We start from the raw sequence: 560 nt of genomic DNA on the forward strand, positions 1-560 counted from the left end.
GCTCCCACTGCTTGTACGTACACGGTTTCAGGTTCTTTTTCACTCCCCTCGCCGGGGTTCTTTTCGCCTTTCCCTCACGGTACTGGTTCACTATCGGTCAGTCAGGAGTATTTAGCCTTGGAGGATGGTCCCCCCATATTCAGACAGGATACCACGTGTCCCGCCCTACTCATCGAGCTCACAGCACATGCGCTTTTGTGTACGGGGCTGTCACCCTGTATCGCGCGCCTTTCCAGACGCTTCCACTAACACACATGCTGATTCAGGCTCTGGGCTCCTCCCCGTTCGCTCGCCGCTACTGGGGGAATCTCGGTTGATTTCTTTTCCTCGGGGTACTTAGATGTTTCAGTTCCCCCGGTTCGCCTCATTAACCTATGGATTCAGTTAATGATAGTGTGACGAATCACACTGGGTTTCCCCATTCGGGTATCGCCGGTTATAACGGTTCATATCACCTTACCGGCGCTTATCGCAGATTAGCACGCCCTTCATCGCCTCTGACTGCCAGGGCATCCACCGTGTACGCTTAGTCGCTTAACCTCACAACCCGAAGATGTTTC

At 53.6% G+C, this 560-nt stretch carries 1 rRNA gene; it reads right to left on the bottom strand.

Annotated features, from left to right (window positions below):
* Nucleotides 1-540, bottom strand: a 23S ribosomal RNA gene (locus tag HV477_RS27995); the annotation flags it as partial.
* Between the last annotated feature and the right edge of the window lie 20 nt (nt 541-560).

It is taken from the genome of Salmonella sp. SG203 (genome assembly GCF_013350575.1).
GTDB classification, from domain to species: Bacteria; Pseudomonadota; Gammaproteobacteria; order Enterobacterales; family Enterobacteriaceae; genus Salmonella; species Salmonella enterica.